Annotated in this window: 10 protein-coding genes; 8 read left to right on the top strand and 2 right to left on the bottom strand. The window is 44.5% G+C overall.

Annotated elements, in window-relative coordinates:
- Position 1: 1 nt before the first annotated feature.
- The 8 genes from P3L47_RS05360 (at position 2) to P3L47_RS05325 (ending at position 13,365) form a co-directional block, all read left to right on the top strand.
- On the top strand, positions 2 to 1,144 hold the full coding sequence (locus P3L47_RS05360) for a glycoside hydrolase family 43 protein (protein ID WP_277782929.1): 1,143 nt from the start codon (positions 2 to 4) through the stop codon (positions 1,142 to 1,144).
- 171 nt (positions 1,145 to 1,315) lie between these two features.
- A complete protein-coding gene (locus tag P3L47_RS05355; RefSeq protein WP_075559572.1) occupies positions 1,316 to 2,206 on the top strand; it encodes a YitT family protein in 891 nt (296 codons plus the stop codon).
- A 480-nt stretch (positions 2,207 to 2,686) separates the two neighbouring features.
- Entirely contained in the window at positions 2,687 to 3,235 is a 549-nt protein-coding gene (locus tag P3L47_RS05350) for an RNA polymerase sigma factor (RefSeq protein ID WP_277782928.1), read from the top strand.
- Positions 3,236 to 3,301: 66 nt separating this feature from the next.
- On the top strand, positions 3,302 to 4,384 hold the full coding sequence (locus tag P3L47_RS05345) for a FecR family protein (protein ID WP_075559570.1): 1,083 nt from the start codon (positions 3,302 to 3,304) through the stop codon (positions 4,382 to 4,384).
- 123 nt (positions 4,385 to 4,507) lie between these two features.
- Positions 4,508 to 7,972: a TonB-dependent receptor gene (locus P3L47_RS05340; protein WP_277782927.1), complete on the top strand. Its 3,465-nt coding sequence runs from the start codon at positions 4,508 to 4,510 to the stop codon at positions 7,970 to 7,972.
- Between the two features lie 19 nt (positions 7,973 to 7,991).
- Positions 7,992 to 9,782: a RagB/SusD family nutrient uptake outer membrane protein gene (locus P3L47_RS05335; RefSeq protein WP_277782926.1), complete on the top strand. Its 1,791-nt coding sequence runs from the start codon at positions 7,992 to 7,994 to the stop codon at positions 9,780 to 9,782.
- 159 nt (positions 9,783 to 9,941) lie between these two features.
- On the top strand, positions 9,942 to 10,883 hold the full coding sequence (locus P3L47_RS05330) for an endonuclease/exonuclease/phosphatase family protein (protein ID WP_277782925.1): 942 nt from the start codon (positions 9,942 to 9,944) through the stop codon (positions 10,881 to 10,883).
- A 4-nt stretch (positions 10,884 to 10,887) separates the two neighbouring features.
- The gene (locus tag P3L47_RS05325; RefSeq protein ID WP_277782924.1) at positions 10,888 to 13,365 is read left to right on the top strand and encodes an outer membrane protein assembly factor BamB family protein; all 2,478 of its coding nucleotides are present in this window, start codon (positions 10,888 to 10,890) and stop codon (positions 13,363 to 13,365) included.
- A gap of 57 nt (positions 13,366 to 13,422) precedes the next feature.
- Here P3L47_RS05325 and P3L47_RS05320 read toward each other — a convergent pair whose 3' ends face one another.
- A complete protein-coding gene (locus P3L47_RS05320) occupies positions 13,423 to 15,588 on the bottom strand; it encodes a glycoside hydrolase family 3 C-terminal domain-containing protein (RefSeq protein WP_277783669.1) in 2,166 nt (721 codons plus the stop codon).
- Positions 15,589 to 15,630: 42 nt separating this feature from the next.
- Positions 15,631 to 16,896 carry a glycoside hydrolase family 5 protein gene (locus tag P3L47_RS05315; RefSeq protein ID WP_122362144.1) on the bottom strand — a complete coding sequence of 422 codons (1,266 nt, stop codon included), beginning with the start codon at positions 16,894 to 16,896 and terminating at the stop codon, positions 15,631 to 15,633.
- Between the last annotated feature and the right edge of the window lie 2 nt (positions 16,897 to 16,898).

The following is a 16,898-nucleotide window of genomic DNA, read 5'->3' as shown; positions in this document are numbered from 1 at the left end:
TATGAAGAAAGTTCGGTTTATACAGATATGTGCATTGTTGTTTGCTTTTACTTTTGTGAGTTGTAAAAGTAAAACAGGTACGGAGCAGTCAGGAGGAGTTTTTACTCCGGGAGAACTATGGCCGGATAATCAAGGTGTGCATATTAACGCTCATGGAGGAGGTATCCTTTATGCCGGAGATACTTATTACTGGTTTGGCGAACATAAGACGGAAGGAACCGCCGGTAATAATGCCCTGGTCGGTGTTCATTGTTATTCTTCCAAAGACCTGTATAACTGGAAAGACGAAGGTGTTGCTTTATCTGTTGTGAAAGACGATCCTTCGCATAGCATTGCAGAGGGGTGTATCCTGGAACGTCCGAAAGTGATCTATAACAAGAAGAATAACAATTATGTAATGTGGTTTCACCTGGAACCGAAAGGGGCGGGATACTCCGGTGCACTTAGCGGTATTGCTGTAAGTGATAAGGTGACAGGTCCTTATCAATTTCTTCGTGCCGTACGTCCTAATGCGGGTCATTGGCCGATCAATGTACAGGAGATTCATAAACAGGGCGTTCCTGAATCGGATAGAAGCCAGTTCACCGGTGGTAGTTTACCTGCTCATCCGGACAGTCTGAATCTGCTCGGACGTGATATGGAAGGCGGACAGATGGCGCGTGATATGAATCTTTTTGTAGATGACGATGGTAAAGCGTACCATATCTATTCTTCTGAAGAGAACAGTACTTTACATATTTCTCAGTTGACAGATGACTATACGAATTATTCCGGAACCTATGCCCGTTTCTTTCCGGGTCGTTTTATGGAAGCACCGGCTATGTTCAAACGTAACGGGAAATACTATCTGATCATGTCCGGTTGTACAGGATGGGCTCCGAATGCCGGACGCTCGGCTGTGGCATCTTCTATCTGGGGACCCTGGGAAGAACTGCAAAATCCGTTTGTAGGGGCTGATGCCGATCTCTCCTTCCATTCCCAAAGCACCTATGTTTTACCGACTCCCGGTAAACCGGGACAATTCATTTATATGGGTGACCGCTGGACTCCCGACAATGCAATAGATGGTCGTTATATCTGGCTGCCTATCCGTTTCGAGGGCGATCAACCGATTATAGAATGGCATGATAAATGGAGTTACTGACCGGCTGGTCCATTGTAATAGAAATTTAACAATCCCTTTTTTATAAATTCATCGGATCATACTGATAAATTGATTTAATCTTCATTAATTTTGCAGCTTCGTTTTGGTGAGGCTGCAAAATTTGTTTTTAGGCATGGTGATCATTATAACGATATAAAATAAACATTTGAAATGAAATCAACTTTATCGATTACCTCAAGGCAGTTAATGCTGAGAGAGCTGCACGATTATCTGATGATCGCTCTGGGCATGCTTTTTTATGCTATTGGGTGGACAGTTTTTCTTTTGCCCAACGACATTACTACCGGAGGGGTGCCGGGTATTGCTTCTATTGTGTATTGGGCTACCGGACTGAATGTCCAGTACACGTATTTTGCAATTAATGGCGGGTTATTGATCGCTTCCCTGATTGTCTTGGGTTGGAAATTCAGTGTAAAGACCATTTTTGCCGTATTGGTCATGACGACTATTCTGCCGATCATCCAGAGTGCAACAGCAGGTTTGCACTTACTGGGTAATCAACCGTTCATGGCCTGTGTTATCGGTGCTTCCTTCTGTGGTAGCGGTATCGGCATTGCATTTTCTGCTAACGGTAGTTCCGGTGGTACGGATATTATTGCTGCCATTATCAACAAATACAGGGATATTACTCTGGGACGTGTTATTCTGATGACGGATATGATCATTATTTCTTCCAGTTATTTTGTCCTGCATGATTGGGAAAAGGTGGTTTATGGTTTTGCAACATTGTATATTTCCAGCTTTGTACTCGACCAGGTTGTGAATAGCGCCCGTCAATCCGTACAATTTTTTATAATCTCCAAGAAACATGAAGAGATAGGACGTCGTATCAATAAAGATCTTCATCGGGGTGTAACGGTTATAGACGGAACCGGCTTGTATACAGGGCTCGGAGTGAAGATGATGTTCGTATTGGCAAAAAAGCGGGAGTCGACTACTATTTTCCGTTTGATCAAAGATATAGATCCGGAAGCGTTTGTTTCACAGAGTGCCGTTATCGGTGTGTATGGGGAAGGGTTCGATCATATCAAAGTAAAATAAATAAGACTTATAATCATTTTCTTTCAGGCACGGAATTCATATATTCCGTGCCTGAATAGTTTGTAGAAGAGCCTTTTCTACTTAGTTCTCCCCACTGCAATGGGGAAAAGAACCCACTATAATGGGGATAACTCCCCACTAGTATGGGGGAAATTCCCCACTTAAGAAAATAAGTGGGGAGTTTTAATGACAATTTAAGACGTACATTCTTCTTCCCGATTTAACCTATTGTAATACAAAATGAGCTATATTTGCATCCGTGAGGTTGTTAATTCTAGCAGGATTATTTCCGACCTTTTATTTTTAAAGAGGTAGATGCGTTAAGAGTGTAATACTATTTATGAGCTTATGAAATTATATGATCCGGATACTAATATTTACTTAATTTTGATGTAATATGAGTGTAATAATGCATTTTTATTTTTGCGCCCTAATTGTTGTTGAAAGACTGTTACAATAATTATATAAGTAGATATTTATATGCAAATATCCGATGAAAAATTATGGGGATTATGTTTGACAGGGGATAGAGAGGCTTTTAGAGAAATCTATTGTCGCTTCTATTCTTTATTGTATAATTATGGCTCCAAATTGGTCTCGGATAAGGATTTAGTAAAGGATTGCATCCAGGATATTTTCATAAAGCTAATTCAGAACTACCAGTCTCTTTCCACCACTCCGAACGTGAAAGGGTACTTGATCAAAGCCTTACGTAATAAATTGTATGATACACTCGAAAAAGAGAAAGCCACCGACGATATCTCCCTATATGAAGAAGTGTTCGTGACCGACGAACTGATGCCATTACTTTCTTTTGATGAATCGGAGGCTGATAATCAAGCTAAACATCTGATGCAGGCCTTTTCACAATTATCTTCCCATCAACAAGAGATTATTTACTTGTATTACGTGAATGAGTTAAAGCATGATGAAATAGCCGAGATTATGGGAATAAATTATCAATCTAGTAAAAATCTGCTATTCAGGTCATTATCTAGTCTTCGGAAATTATATCAAAAAAATAATTGATTTTATTCAAAAAAAGTGAGTACCAAATGAACTCTTTCCCGTAATAGGAGTAAAAAGAGGTTACTCGTGAATAGAAAACAAAAAATATCAGATAAGAAATCGTTCGAACAGGCCGGTAAGGACTTGCTCCGGAAAGTACATGAAGCAGAGCCCGATCGTCGGCAGGAAGCATTGGCGTCTTGGCAGGAGATAGAAGCTGGCTTGAGTCGGCCACATACTTCATTCCGGTTGCGCTCCCGCTTTATATGGTCTGTTGCAGCCTCAATAGCCGTACTTCTTTCTGTCGGTCTTTATTTTTGGACAGACGGAAATAAAGATTCTTCCATGTCGCTAGCTTTGCTTGAAAATAACACATCTTCCTTGTCCGGTAATGAAATTGTTCTGATTGAAAGTAAAGAGAAGTTGCAGCTGAAAGACGAATCGTCTATTACATACGATGCAGAAGGAAAGTCGAACGTGGAAGAACACGTTGTAAAGAAAGAAACGGCGGAAGATAGGAAAGAGAAAAAAGAAGAAATAAACCAGATTATTGTACCAAAAGGCAGAAGGGCGGACATTACTTTTTCGGATGGAACGCGGATGTATGTAAATGCCGGTACACGTGTTTTCTATCCTGCTGTATTCAAAAAAGATAAAAGGGAGATTATCGTCGAAGGCGAGGTTTATCTGGATGTGGCGAAAGACCCTTCGCGGCCATTTATTGTCAAAGCGAACGGCTTCGATGTCAAAGTGCTTGGTACACAGTTTAATGTTTGTGCTTATAAGGAAGATGCGTCGGCTTCCGTAGTCTTGGTCGATGGACGGGTAGAAGTCAGCTCCGGTAAGAATACTAAATCTATACTCTCTCCTAATCAAATGATTGAAATAAATGATAAAGGGACGGATGTAAAGGAGGTAGATGTTTTTGAATATATCTGTTGGAAGGATAACATGATGATGTTAAGTGACCGGAAAGTAGGAGAGACGCTGGACCGGTTGTCTCGTTATTACGGACGTAAGATTTGGTATAATGAAGAGATTGGGAATATCCCCATTTCCGGGAAGCTGGACTTGCGAGAAAATATGGAGGATGTGATCAGTATCCTCTGCCAGTCCCTATTCCTTCAGTATAAAACAGATGCGAATAATAATATAATCATATCAAAATAAAATGCCTATGTGAAAGACATTAAATTAAAAAGAAGAACCGAACGATACGGCCATATCACTCGGTTCTAAAGTCTCTTGTTTAATCTATTAATTTATGTATCAAAGAAAAAACATTACAAATGTATGAAAAAGAATGAAGAATTCAGCCGAAAACCGGCTCATTTTCTTAAAAGTGCATGTTTAGCCTTATGTCTGGTTAGTTATGGAGGATCTGCCATCTACGCAGCATCGGCCTATGCGGAGCAAACCACATTGACCGTTCGTATGAACAACCGGACCGTAAAAGATGTATTTAATTACATCGAAAAGAACAGTGAATTTATTTTTGTGTATCACGGTTCAAATATCAATTTGAACAGGAAAGTAAGTGTGGACGTTCACAACCAGACGGTTGAGACAATACTGAGTAATATGTTCGCAGGAACAGATATTGAGTATATTATCAATGATCGCCAGATTATTGTACGTAGAAACGAAAAAAGTAACAGATCTGTTACTTTTGCTGCTGAGTCTCAGCAGCAAAAGAAGATTACTGTAACAGGAAATGTGAAAGATGCAACCGGCGAACCGCTGATCGGTGTGAATGTATTGGTGAAAGGTACAACCATTGGGGGGATCACGGATATAGATGGTAATTTTTCGTTGTCGGATGTGGATCCTAATGCGACGATCAGTGTCTCTTATATCGGTTATAGGACACAGGATATTGCATTGAAAGGGAAAAGTGCAGTGAATATTACCTTGAGTGAAGATAGCGAATCGTTGGATGAAGTTGTCGTTATCGGTTATGGTACACAGAAGAAAGTGGACTTGTCCGGAGCTGTGGCTACTGTTTCAACAAAAGTACTGGAAAACCGTCCGGTTCTGACAGTCGGACAAGCCTTGCAGGGTTCAGTAGCTAACATGACTGTTTCGATTGGTAGCGGTCAGGCAACGGACTCCCCTACTTTTAACATACGTGGTACAACCTCTATCAATGGTGGTGACCCGTTAATTGTTATTGACGGCGTTGTCTCTACCTCGGAAGAGTTAAACCGTATGAATCCTTCCGATATTGGAAGTATTTCAGTCTTAAAAGATGCTGCTTCGGCAGCTATCTATGGTTCACGTGCTGCGTTTGGTGTTATCTTGGTGACAACGAAGACGGCCGGACAGGAAAAACTGACCGTTAATTATAGTAACAATTTTGCCATGCGTAAGTTGAGTAGTATGGCAGAGGTGATTACAGATCCTTATACGGTGGCAACGGCGCGTAATGATTTCTATTATCCGTGGGGTGTGAATCACAACCAGGAAGAATTGGAATATGCGAAGCGTGTTTCGTCTGATCCGAGCGTATCCCCTTATTTCCTGAAGCCGGATGGAACTTATGCTTATTTCGGTCAGACCGATTGGTTTGGCGAAGCCTATAAGAACCTGGCATTCTCAACGAACCACACTGTCGATGTCTCCGGAAAGACCGACCGTTTGAACTACTATTTCTCTGCCGGTTATAACTTCCAGGACGGTATGGTTTCGCAAGGGACGGATAAGTTTAACCGATACAATTTGCGTTCCAAGCTGGATTTTAAACTGACTGATTGGTGGACGTTGGGTAATAATACCAGTTTGGTAATTTCCGATTATGATGCTCCTTACTTTTTGGGGGATGATTATTATTGGGCTGTAAACCGTCGTAATGCGCTGGTACCTATAAAGAATCCGGATGGTTCTTATACTGAAGACGGCGCCGCTATCATGGGACGTTTTGCGGAAGGCGGACGTAAGAAAGAAAACAAAACTACTTTGACAACGCAGTTTACGACTAAGCTGGACATTATTAAAGATGTTCTTTTTGTAAACGGTTCGTTTGCCTATGTCGCTAACCGGAACAATAAGGACGGTGCGCAATTGTCTGTTCCTTACCGGAAAGGTCCGGAAACTCCTATTCTGTATCAGAACTCGGTTTCTTCTGCTTTCTTCGATAATACGGAAGCGTCAACGGTTACTTTCGATGCGTATGCAACTTTCCATAAGTTGTTTAATGACAAGCACGATTTCACGGCTATGGTGGGTTACAACCAGGAAAGCTGGAGTGAATCTTATGAGTATGCCCAGCGAAAGGAGCTAATTACAGACGGACTGCCTACACCTAATTTGGCTACGGGCGACATGACTGTTACTCAACGTATCAGAGAATTGTCTTTCCGAAGTGTTTTCGGCCGTTTGAATTATACGTATGATAATCGTTATATCCTGGCGGTGAATGCCCGTTATGACGGCACTTCACGTTTCCCGACAGATTCCCGCTTTGTTTTCAACCCGTCCGGATCTGCTGCATGGGTCATTTCACAGGAAGGTTTCTTTGAGCCTCTTAGAGATGTGGTTAACTTCCTGAAATTACGTTTTTCTTACGGTAGTTTGGGTAATCAATATCTGAAAGACAACTATTATCCTTATTTGGCAACAATGGGTTCCGATAAGTCGAAAGTCATATTGGATGGCAAACAGCCTGTCTATGTTTCTTCTCCGGGGTTGGTAGCCGGCGATTTGACTTGGGAAACGGTGACGACTTCCGACTGGGGTATGGATGTCAACTTCTTTAATAATCGCTTGACGGCTACTGTCGATGGTTATATCCGCCGTACGAAAGATATGTTGAGAAGCGGTGCGAAACTGCCGTCAGTATTGGGTACGGCTGTTCCGCTGGAAAATGCGGCCGACTTGAAGACTACCGGTTGGGATTTGACAATCAGCTGGCGTGACCAGTTTAAACTGGCAGGCAAGCCGTTCAACTATGGCGCGAGCTTTAATATCGGCGACAGTCGTTCTAAGATCACAAAATATGCCAATGAAACAGGTAGTTTAGGCGATCATTATGTAGGTAAAGAATGGGGTGAAATCTGGGGATTGGTGAATGATGGTTTCTTTACTTCTCAGGAAGATATTGACAACAGTGCCGACCATACAGAAGTCGATCCGTATCCCGGTACGCCGCCTATGGCTCCGGGTGATGTCAAATATAAGGACTTGAACGGCGACGGCAAGATCAATAAAGGTGCCAACACATTGGCCGACCATGGTGACTATAAGGTTATCGGTAATGATCAGGCCCGTTATGCTTTCGGTTTCACAGCCAATGGTGATTGGAACGGATTCGACTTCAGCATATTTATACAGGGTATTATGAAAAAGGATTACTATCCGACCCGCGACCCGTATTTCTGGGGTATGTATTATGATCCGTGGACAAATCTCACGTACGGTAACTATAACGACCATTGGACAACAGAAAATCCGAATGGATTCTTCCCGCGTGTCAAGTCTTACCAGGCCTATGTCGCTAACAGAGGATTGGCTATTCCGCAGACACGTTATTTGCAAAATGCGGCCTATGCCCGTCTGAAGAACTTGACGTTTGGTTATACGCTTCCTCAGAAGTGGGTGGAAAAGGTTAATATCAGCCGCCTTCGTGTTTTCTTCTCCGGCGATAACCTGTGTGAAATCACTGGTCTCTACAAATACTATAAGATGGATCCGGAATGTTTGGGCGGACAGATTTATCCGTTGCAGCGCTCCTATTCTTTCGGTTTAAATGTTACATTCTAATTTTAGCAAGACATAAGTTATGATCAAGAATAATATAAAAATATGGATGTTCGGGTGCATCGGTCTTTTAGGTTTAAGCGGATGTAACGACTCTTTTTTGGAAAAACATCCGGAAACTTCAATCACGGAAGACGGATTTTTCAACAACACAAGCGATTTGGAAGCCTATACAAACGGTTTGTATGAAAAGATTACTTCCGGCTACTCGGATGCTCCTTCCGATAATATGATTTATACGGAAAGTAAGGATATTTACAGCATGATGCGTGGCGAGGTGAATCCAGATAACCGGAGCACCTGGGATTGGGAAGATATTCGGGATGTCAATTTTATGTTGGCCAGAACCGGTAAGGCACAGGGCGATCCTACGGAAATCAACCATTATATCGGATTAGCTCGTATGTTCCGTGCGAAATTGTATTATGACAAGGTTTTGTCCTTCTCGGATGTGCCTTGGTATAGTCGTGATTTGCAGACAACAGACAAGGATTTGCTCTATAAGACACAAGATCCTCGCGCCTTGGTTGTAGACTCTATCATGGCAGATTTGGAGTTTGCCGTTAATAATATGACAGCCGGAACTAGCCGGACACGTTGGTTTAAGAATGGCGCTTTGGCCATGCAGGCTCGTATTGCCCTGGATGAAGGCTGCTGGCGTAAATATCATCCGGAATTGAATCTGAATGACTCCGAACGTTTTTTGCGGGTGGTGATAGATGCTTGTCAAAAGATTATGGATTCGGGTATGTACGAATTGTCGACTGCTAAGTCTGGCGATATAGATGCTTATGAAGCAATGTTCTGCAGCCAGGATTTGAGTGGCAATAAAGAGATGATTATCTTCGAAGATTATGATAAGGCGTTGGGTCGTACTCATAATGCCGGAGGATCATTGTTCGACTTCAACTCCAGTATGTCACGTGATTTGATGGAGGATTATCTGGTGGTGGAAGATGGAAAGACAAAACGTTTCCAGGATGTGCCGGGTTATGCGACTAAGAAGTTCACAGAAGTGTTTGAAAATCGTGACCCGCGTATGCGACAGACTTTTATGACACCGGGCTTTGTTCGGGCAGACAAAGTAGATGCCTATCGTCCGAAGTTGACAATGGGTGGTTATCCGCAGGTGAAGTTCTCACCTCGCACGGCTGATCAAATCACTTGGAGTAATTCTTATACAGACCTTCCTCTGATTCGTTATGCCGAAGTTTTGTTGATGTATGCTGAAGCGAAAGCTGAACTGGGCGAGTTGACACAGGACGACGTGGATCGGACAATCAATCTGTTGCGTGAACGTGTCGGCATGCCGCGTGCTTCGTTAGCCGACTGGTTGAGTAACATCGATCCGGTACAGGCTAACCGTTATTCGAATGTCGCTTCTTCACAAAAGGGTGCTGTTTATGAAATACGTCGCGAACGCCGTATTGAGCTGGCATGTGAAGGTTTCCGTTATGGTGATTTAAGACGTTGGGGTTGTGGTAAACTGCTGGCTAATGTGCCGGAAGGCGTTTATCTGGAACCTGGTTATCTGGATGTAACCGGCGATGGACAACCGGATTATGCCATTGTTGCTACAAAGGCTGATGCAGATGCTATTCCGCAGGAAGATAAGGATAAATACAATCTGCAAGTTGAAATATTGGAAGGCAATACTTATTCGCTGACCAATGGGAATAAGGGATATGTCCGTATGATTTCACAGGTTGGCCGTTGGAATTTTATAGAACCTAAATATTACTATACTCCGATTGCAACAGAGGACTTGATTTATAATCCGAATCTGGTTCAGAACCAATATTGGAAGCAATAATTCATCACGCTTTTACTTGTAGGTAAAATAAATTATTCTTATATCTCAAAAGCTGTATCTGACATTGTAACGGATACAGACTTTTGAGATATATTTTTGAATCGCTTTTATCTTTTTATCTTTGTGGTAGAATTATATTAATATCGATAAGTTATACACATGAAAACACAGATTCTCGCTTGTATTGTGTCGGCAATATTGCTTCTCAATCTGTTTACTTCCTGCTCCGAACAGGAAAAAGAACAAGAACTCACTGTCCTTGCCTGGAATATCTGGCATGGCGGCCATTCAAAAACCTATGGTCAAAAAGCCTGTGACGGCATTATTGGCGTATTGAAGAAAAGTCAGGCTGATGTTGTCCTGATGGTTGAAACATATGGGGCAGCACCTATGGTTGCCGATTCGCTCGGGTATGAACATTATCTGATTTCCGATAATCTTTGTATCTACAGCCGTTACCCGATTGTAAAGAAATATACTTATCCTGACGTGATCGGTACATTCAATTTCGGAGGAGTGGAAATAGATATGAATGGAACACCGGTCCGTTTGTTTGACACTTGGATACATTATCTGCCTGATATGCGTCTGGCACCTACCGACAAGTCGGAAGAAGAAATACTGGCTTGGGACGATGCCGGTACACGTGACGATGAGATTCGTAAAATATTAGGTGTCCTGAAACCGGTGATAGCCGAGGCTGATAGCATTCCGGTCATTATGGGGGGCGATTTCAACAGTCATTCTCACCTGGACTGGACCGAAGCGACCAAGGATATGTATAATCATGGGGGCGCTGTTGTCAACTGGACGGTATCTAAAGAGATGGAGGCTGCCAATTTCAAAGACAGTTTCCGTGAGATTAATCCCGATCCGGTGAAGAACATCGGAACGACCTGGCTGACAGATGCCGATTCGCTGGAAACGGTGAACCGTCAGGATCGTATCGACTTTATCTATTATCAGGGTAAGACGATACAGGCGGTTGAGTCCCAATGCTATGATAATATCCTGGGCGAAACATTCTCTTTCAAAGGAGATGATTTCTTCTATGCTTCCGATCATGGATTCGTATTGACAACTTTCAAAATAACACATTAATCACATGAAAAAAACATTTCTGAACATCGCCCTGTTAAGCTGCGTGGCATTCTCTGCCAGCGCAGCCTATACTGGACGAGTCTTTGTAGATAAGAACAATAACGGAGTTTTTGATAAGGGAGAGAAACCGATGGCTGGTGTTGCTGTTTCCGACGGACTGAATGTCGTGAAAACGACTTCCGACGGTTCGTTTTCTTTACCGGGACATCCCCGCGAACGGTTTATCTTTATCACCACTCCTTCAGGATATAAGACGGATAACAAGCATTATATTCGTATCGACGGCGAACAGAAAGCGTATGAGTTCGGTTTGCAGCCTTATAGCGGCGGTATTAAAAAAGACGGTAGCCATAAATATGTCCATATCGCCGATACCGAGATTTTCAATACGGAGAATCATGGCGACTGGGTAAATAACGTACGTGACTATGCAGCCAATGAACAGGTTGCTTTTATTATGCACACAGGCGATATCTGCTATGAAAAAGGCTTGAAGGCACATATCCAAATAATGAATACTGCCAATATGGACTGCCCGATGTTTTATGCTATCGGTAACCATGATCTGGTGAAAGGGAAATATGGTGAGGAGCTTTTTGAAAATATCTACGGTCCTGTTTATTATTCTTTCGATGCCGGTAGTACGCACTATATCGTGACTCCGATGGCAGGAGGCGATCATCAACCCGGTTATACGAAGGAAGATGTCTATCGCTGGCTGAAGAACGACCTGGCACAGGTTCCGCAAGGTAAGCCGGTCGTCGTTTTCAATCATGACCTGTTGACGTATGGCGACCAGTTTATTTTCGGTATCAACGACCAGGAACAGATCAACCTGAACGAACATAACCTGAAGGCCTGGGTATACGGTCACTGGCATATCAACTATATGAAGAAGCAGGGAGATGTATATTCTATTTCTACGGCAACATTAGATAAAGGTGGTATCGATCACTCGACCAGTGCTTTCCGTGTGCTGCATGTCGATAAGAAAGGAGATTTCGTTTCTGAACTTCGTTATACTTATCTGGATAAACAGATTCAGATCGCTTCCCCGGTAGAGGGACAGGTTCCTGTATTGGCTTCGGGTGCCGTGCCTTTGGCTGTGAATGCTTATTCATCGGTAACTCCGGTAAAAGAGGTAACTTATACCTGTCTTGTAGATGGAAAAGCCCTGTTCAATAACAAGAAACTGCAACAAGCTACCGACTGGTGCTGGAATGCCGAAGTCCCTTTGACTGCCAAACAGGAGGGAAAGGCTGTTACCTTAAAGATAAAAGCCCGTTTCAATAACGGGGAAACGGCAGAAACAGAAAGTGCCTTTACATATCATGCTGCTCCTGCGAAGGTGGAACTGGGTGGTAACTGGCTGAACCTGTTGGAGAATCCTCAACATGCCGCACCTGCCGGGCCTGCATTGAACCAGCCTTTACAGATGGCCTGGATCAAGAATGTAGGAGCAAATATTTATATGACATCGCCTCTGGTTTATAATGGAAAGATCTATATCGCTTCTGTGGATGAGAACCTGAAAGGGGAGGCTCATGTATATGCCCTCGACGGTAAGACCGGTGAACTGATCTGGAAATATCCGGTGCGCAACTCCATTAAGAATACGATCGTTATAGATAACGGCCAGGTTTTGGCACAGGATGCACAGGGTTATTTGTATGCTATTAATGCCGAGAGTGGTAAACTTAGCTGGGAAAAACAGTTGCCTGTAAACGGTCTGCCCGCTCTGATCGAAGGTCTGGTTGCCTCCGATGGTATTGTTTATGCCGGCACAGGTAAAGGTCTATGTGCTATCGAAACGAAAGACGGTAAAGTGCTTTGGCAGAATAAGGATTGGGGACAGGGAGAAGGAACAACTACAACTTTCTCTGTTGCAGGTGACAAGCTGATCGGCTCATCCCAATGGAATGCCCTTTATGGCAACGACCTGAAGACCGGAGCATTAAAATGGACTGCTAACACCAACGGTCTGCGTAATCGTGGTGCCTCGGCTGCTGTTCATGGTAATTTATTGTATTTGATTTCAGATAAGTCTTTCTTTATCCTGGAAGCCAATACCGGGCGTGTGATCGTACGTAAGGAATTGCCTTTCAGCGTGGATGTTACCTCTACTCCTTTATTGACGGATAAAGAAATCATCTTCGGCTCTGCTAAAGACGGTTTGATCGCTTTGGATAACGAGACACTGGAGCTGAAATGGAAGTTTGCAACCGGTGACGCGTTGGTCTTCACTTCTCCTTATTCCCGTAAACCGGCTGCCACCATCGAAACCAGTCCGGTACTGGCAGGAAATACAGTCTATGTAGGTGCTTCCGACGGAACTATCTACGGAGTGAATAAAGAAGACGGGAAACTGGTGTGGAAACATGCGACAGGTGCTCCGGTATTCGGCTCGGTAACTGTTTCAGGCAATGCACTGATTGCTGTCGACTTCGGTGGCAATGTGTATACTTTTGTGGCAGGAAATTGATATTATATCTTTGATAAAATAAGAAGAGGGAAGCTTAACAAACTTCCCTCTTCTTGTCTATTTTAATTCAAACACAACTTTTCCCCGAATATCGGTTGAGGAAGCTCCCACTAATGTCTCGAACTGTCCCGGTTCGGCAACCCATTCGTGCTTACCGTCGTCAAAGAAGCTCAGTGCATCCGTACCGATGGTGAAAGATACCTGTTTTACTTCTCCCGGCTGCAGGTAAACCTTTTGGAAACCTTTCAGCTCCTTGACGGGGCGGGGGAGGGATGATTTCTTGTCGCTGATATAAAGCTGTACGACTTCCGCCCCTTCGCGGTCACCTGTGTTTTTTACGGTTAGGGTGAACGTGATAGGTTCGTCTTTTGCAATCGCTTTCTTATCGGCTGTTACTTTTCCGTATTCGAATGTCGTGTAACTCAGGCCATGGCCAAAGCTGAAAAGCGGCCGGGTTTTCTGTTTGTCCGCCCAACGGTAGCCGACGAAGATACTTTCGTTGTACTTCTCGTCTACCAGGTTGCTGCCGTCGTTTCTGGGAGTACCCGGATATTCGCCCAACTGGTGTGCACCTACATCCTGTAAAGAGACAGGGAAAGTGAACGGTAGCTTACCGGATGGATTTACATCTCCCAGCAATACCGAAGCAATAGCATTTCCCGCTTCCGAGCCCAGATACCACGCCTGTACAATGGCCGGAACTTCTTTCACCCATGGCATGGCGATGGCATTTCCGGAAATATTAACCATGATCAGGTTTTTGTTCGCCTGAGCCAGGGCAGCTATTACCTGATCCTGTCCGTAAGATAGACCCAGTTCCTTGCGGTCTGCATCCTCACAGTCCTGATGCGCACTCTTGTTCAGACCGCCGATAAAGATCACATAGTCGGCCTCCCTGGCTACAGCCACGGCTTCGGCTATCAATTCCTCCGGCGAACGGCTGTCTTCCAGATCCTGTCCGGACTTTACTCCATTGTATTCACCACTCGGATCGCCTACATAACCACGTGCATAAACGACTTCGGCTTTGTCGCCCACTCGCTTGCGGATACCATCCAGCGGAGAGAGTTCGTATTTCACTTTCAGGGAAGAAGAACCACCGCCTACGGTCATCATCTTGACGGCATTTTCACCGATAACGGCTATTTTCTTTGCACGGTTCAGGTCGATAGGAAGTACATTATTCTTGTTCTGCAATAAGACGATACCTTCTTCGCCGATTTGGCGGGCTGCGGCAAAATGTGCATCCGAGCAAAGTGAGCCGTAAGGACGGTTTCTATCCATATTCGTGCGATAAGCCAAGCGAAGGATACGTCTAACCTTATCATCCAGTTCTTTTGTGCCGACTTTGCCTTCCCGGATCAACTGAAGATAGGGGTCTGCCAGGTAATAATTATCGTAAGCGTTACTTGCCCCGTTGGATAATCCGTTGGTCCAGCTACCGAACTCCATATCGAGTCCGTTGGTTATGGCTTGTTGTGTATTATGAACGCCTCCCCAGTCGGAAATGACAACGCCGTCGAAACCCCATTCGCCTTTCAGGATATCATTCAACAGATACTGGTTATGGCAACCGTGCTGGTCTTTGTATAGGTTGTAAGAACCCATGATTGCCCAGGCTTTCCCTTCCTGGACAGCGGCTTTGAAAGCGGGCAGATAAATTTCATACAGGGCACGGTCGTCTACAATGACGTTGGTTGTATGGCGGTTTACTTCCTGGTTATTCAGTGCATAATGTTTCACACAGGCAGCCACGCCATTTTGTTGAACGCCTTGTACATAGGGGACTACCATCTTTCCGGCCAGATAGGGGTCTTCGCCCATATATTCGAAGTTACGTCCGTTCAAGGGTGAGCGATAGATGTTTACGCCGGGGCCCAATAATACTGTTTTGTTACGGTAGCGGGCTTCTTCCCCGATACTCTTTCCATACAATAAAGCTATTTTCGGATTCCAGGTAGCAGCCAGGCAGGTCAGTGCCGGGAAAGCCACGCAAGAGTCGTTGGTCCATCCGGCTTGCTCCCATTCATCCCATAAAACTTCGGGACGAATACCGTGAGGGCCATCGGTCATCCAAAATTCAGGAATACCCAGACGAGCCACTCCCGGCGAACAAAACTTGGATTGCGCGTGTGTCAATGCTACTTTCTCTTCGAGTGTCAGGCGCGATAAGGCGTCTTCCACCGGATCGCTTTGTTGTGCCTGGGCAAATGCAGGAAGCATCAACAGGGAGCAAGCAATATACTTAATCAGTTTCATATCGTTTTATTGTGCTTTTAAACTTAGTGAGCGGATATATTCTTTCTGAATGATACAGTTTTGTAACCGGCTGTTCTCTATAAATTCCATCAGGGCAGCTTTAGCTTCTTCCTGATCCGGACGAGCTTCGCGTATCTCCTGATAAGTACCCCGGGGAGCTTCCGAGAAAGCAACGATACGGTCCCAATTCTCAGGAGTTTTAATACCGGCGAAAGAGGACTCATCGATCTTTTTATAAGGCCAGAAGGTCCAGCCGATATTGTTTTCCTGCATGACGTGGCAGAAAGCATTTTGCCAGGCTGTCGTGTTGTGTCCGATCTCTCCCATGTACATGGGCAAGTTCACGCGGTCGCGGAAGTCGATGATCTCCTGGATAGCGGCTTTTGTCGCTTCTCCGCCGTAACGGTGGCAGGTGTACATGATCTTATCGTCGAAGGTGGAATCGGTGAACGGTCGGAAATTGCCGTTCCACTGGGCACCGCCCAGCAAGATGATATGGTTGGTATCCACTTCACGGATAGCGGCTGTAGCCCGTTTGTATAACGGCTCCAGTTTGCCGTTTAGTTCTTCCATATTACTGAAATAGGGGGCGATAGGCTCGTTAATCAATTCATAACCCAGGATTACTGGCTCATTCTTGTAATACGTTGCGATCTTCTTCCAGATGTCGCAGAACTGTTGCTGGCTGGCTTCGCTTTCAAAGAGCCAGGGATAACCGTAGCTGTCGTCGATGTTATCGCCGGTCTGTCCGCCCGGTGCATCGTGCATATCGAGGATCAGGTATAACCCGGTCTCCCGACACCAGCTGACCACACTATCTATGCGGGCGAATCCATCCTGGTTGGAAGTCAGTCCCATATAATCTTCATCGGTGAAGAGTTTGTAATGGAAAGGTAGACGGATGGTGTTGGCTCCTGTCCCGGCAATGAACCGTACGTCGTCGCGGGTGATGTAATTGTCTTTGAAAGCCTTCCAGAACTCAGCGGTAAAGTCGGGGCCGACCATTTCACACAGCATTTGGTTGATACGTCCCGGTGAGTTCGTTTTGCTGAAGCCGAACATATAACCTTCGGGGTTCAGCCAGTTCCCGAGATTGGTTCCCTGGATGAAGAACTTCTGTCCTTTGGGAGTGACCAGGCCGGTACCGGAGATACGCATAAATGCTTCCGGGGGCATATCGGTCGTATCCGTACCTGCTGTTGCTGCGTCCTGCCGGCATCCGGTAAAGGATACCAGCAGAAGCAGGATCATTAAATATATATTCTTTTTCATAT

This window comes from Parabacteroides chongii (assembly GCF_029581355.1).
GTDB lineage: Bacteria > Bacteroidota > Bacteroidia > Bacteroidales > Tannerellaceae > Parabacteroides > Parabacteroides chongii.
This window is presented reverse-complemented; position numbering and strand designations above follow the sequence as displayed.

Coding starts and splice junctions, on each gene's coding strand:
- P3L47_RS05350 (WP_277782928.1), top strand. CDS start 2,687: ATGCAAATATCCGATGAAAAATTATGGGGATTATGTTTGACAGGGGAT.
- P3L47_RS05340 (WP_277782927.1), top strand. CDS start 4,508: ATGAAAAAGAATGAAGAATTCAGCCGAAAACCGGCTCATTTTCTTAAA.
- P3L47_RS05360 (WP_277782929.1), top strand. CDS start 2: ATGAAGAAAGTTCGGTTTATACAGATATGTGCATTGTTGTTTGCTTTT.
- P3L47_RS05335 (WP_277782926.1), top strand. CDS start 7,992: ATGATCAAGAATAATATAAAAATATGGATGTTCGGGTGCATCGGTCTT.
- P3L47_RS05320 (WP_277783669.1), bottom strand. CDS start 15,588: ATGCTTCCTGCATTTGCCCAGGCACAACAAAGCGATCCGGTGGAAGAC.
- P3L47_RS05315 (WP_122362144.1), bottom strand. CDS start 16,896: ATGAAAAAGAATATATATTTAATGATCCTGCTTCTGCTGGTATCCTTT.
- P3L47_RS05330 (WP_277782925.1), top strand. CDS start 9,942: ATGAAAACACAGATTCTCGCTTGTATTGTGTCGGCAATATTGCTTCTC.
- P3L47_RS05325 (WP_277782924.1), top strand. CDS start 10,888: ATGAAAAAAACATTTCTGAACATCGCCCTGTTAAGCTGCGTGGCATTC.
- P3L47_RS05355 (WP_075559572.1), top strand. CDS start 1,316: ATGAAATCAACTTTATCGATTACCTCAAGGCAGTTAATGCTGAGAGAG.